Genomic DNA, 1,334 nt, shown 5'->3' with positions numbered 1-1,334 from the left:
GACACCGCGTACAGTCCGGCACCCGCAGCAGCCACCCGCCGCGGGTCCAGCCGGTCCGCCAGTTCGCCCGCCAGCGGGCGGACCAGCAGCGACAGTGCCGCCTCCACGGCGATCAGCGCACCGACCGCCGCCGGGCCGGCCCCGAGCGCGGAACCGGCCCACAACGGCAGCAGGAAGTCGAGCAGTTCGGCTGAGGCCCCCGCCAGGGCCACGGCCGAGCGGACGCTCCGGCCGATCCGCTCGGCCACCCCATCGGTGTCAACGCTCACGGAGCCGCCACCGTGGTGCGGTTGCCGCGCAGGGTGCCGAGGGCGAGCTTGGGAGAGATGACCTTGGTCCGGAACGAGGTGTTGGTGATCCGCGCGAACATGTTCCGGGGCCCGGGGATCCACACCTCCTCGGTACCGCCCGCCCGCAGGCCGTCGACCACCGTGCGCCAGTGCACCGGTGTGGTCCAGCCGTCGAGCAGGTCGTGCTTGATCTCCTCCGGATCGGTCAGCAGCCGCCCGTCCACGTCCGACACCAGCGGGATCCGCGCCTCGTGCCACGGCACCGTGCCGTAGACCTCCTCCAGCAGCCGCGCCCGCAGCGGCGCCACGGCCGAACAGTGTTCGGCCCGGTTCATCGTGTAGAAGGGGAAACCGCCCTCCTCCCGCACCCGTTGCTCGAAGCGCGCCAGCGCCGGCAGCGGACCGGAGACGGCGTGCACGGCCTCGTCCAGCACCACCGAGAGCTCCAGCCAGCCGTCCTCGGCCCGGGACTCCGCCAGCAGCCGCTCCACCGTCTCGTAGGGCAACCGGTAGAAGAAGTGGCAGCCGAGCGGCTCGGCCAGGTTCTCGAAGTAGTCGCGCTCCACGACCACGCTGCGCCGGACCAGCTCCAGGCTGTCGGGGTAGTCCAGCACCCCGGCCCGGACGGCGGCCATGAACGCCCCGAAGCTCTGCCCGCCGCAGACCGACGGCGTCACCCCGTACTCCCGCTCGGCCCACTCGGCCAGCGCCAGCGTGATGGCCATGAACCCGGCCTCGTAGACCTCCCAGTCGTAGATCGCCGCGTCCCGGTAGGCCTCGATGAGCCGGTAGCCCAGCACCTCGTCGGCCTGCGCGAAGTACCGCCGTGCCCGCTCGTCGCGCGTCACGAACTCGGCGACGGCGTCGTACCTGGTGGGGATGAGCCCCGGGAAGAACAGTGCCACGGACATGGCGTCACCCCTGATCCGTCTGGTGCGGGCTCGTCTGATGCCGGCTCGTCTGATGCTGGGCCGGCGCCGGGAAGTCGCCGTCCGGCTCGTCCACGCCCGGTGGGCGGTCGCCCAGCAGCACCGCCGCCTCGAC

The 1,334-nt window shown here is 72.5% G+C and carries 2 protein-coding genes; both read right to left on the bottom strand.

What is annotated here, in order from left to right:
* A partial coding sequence (locus AB0O00_RS39815; protein WP_363659549.1) for an MFS transporter occupies nt 1–269 on the bottom strand: 269 nt, incomplete at its 3' end.
* Nucleotides 266–1,201, bottom strand: a complete 936-nt coding sequence (locus tag AB0O00_RS39810) for an ACP S-malonyltransferase (protein ID WP_363659548.1) — start codon at nt 1,199–1,201, stop codon at nt 266–268. The genes AB0O00_RS39815 and AB0O00_RS39810, both read right to left, overlap by 4 nt.
* Nucleotides 1,202–1,334 lie beyond the last annotated feature (133 nt).

It is taken from the genome of Kitasatospora sp. NPDC093558 (assembly GCF_040683475.1).
Classification (GTDB): Bacteria; Actinomycetota; Actinomycetes; order Streptomycetales; family Streptomycetaceae; genus Kitasatospora.
Note: the sequence above shows the minus strand (reverse complement) of the source record. Positions and strands in the feature narration are given on the sequence as shown.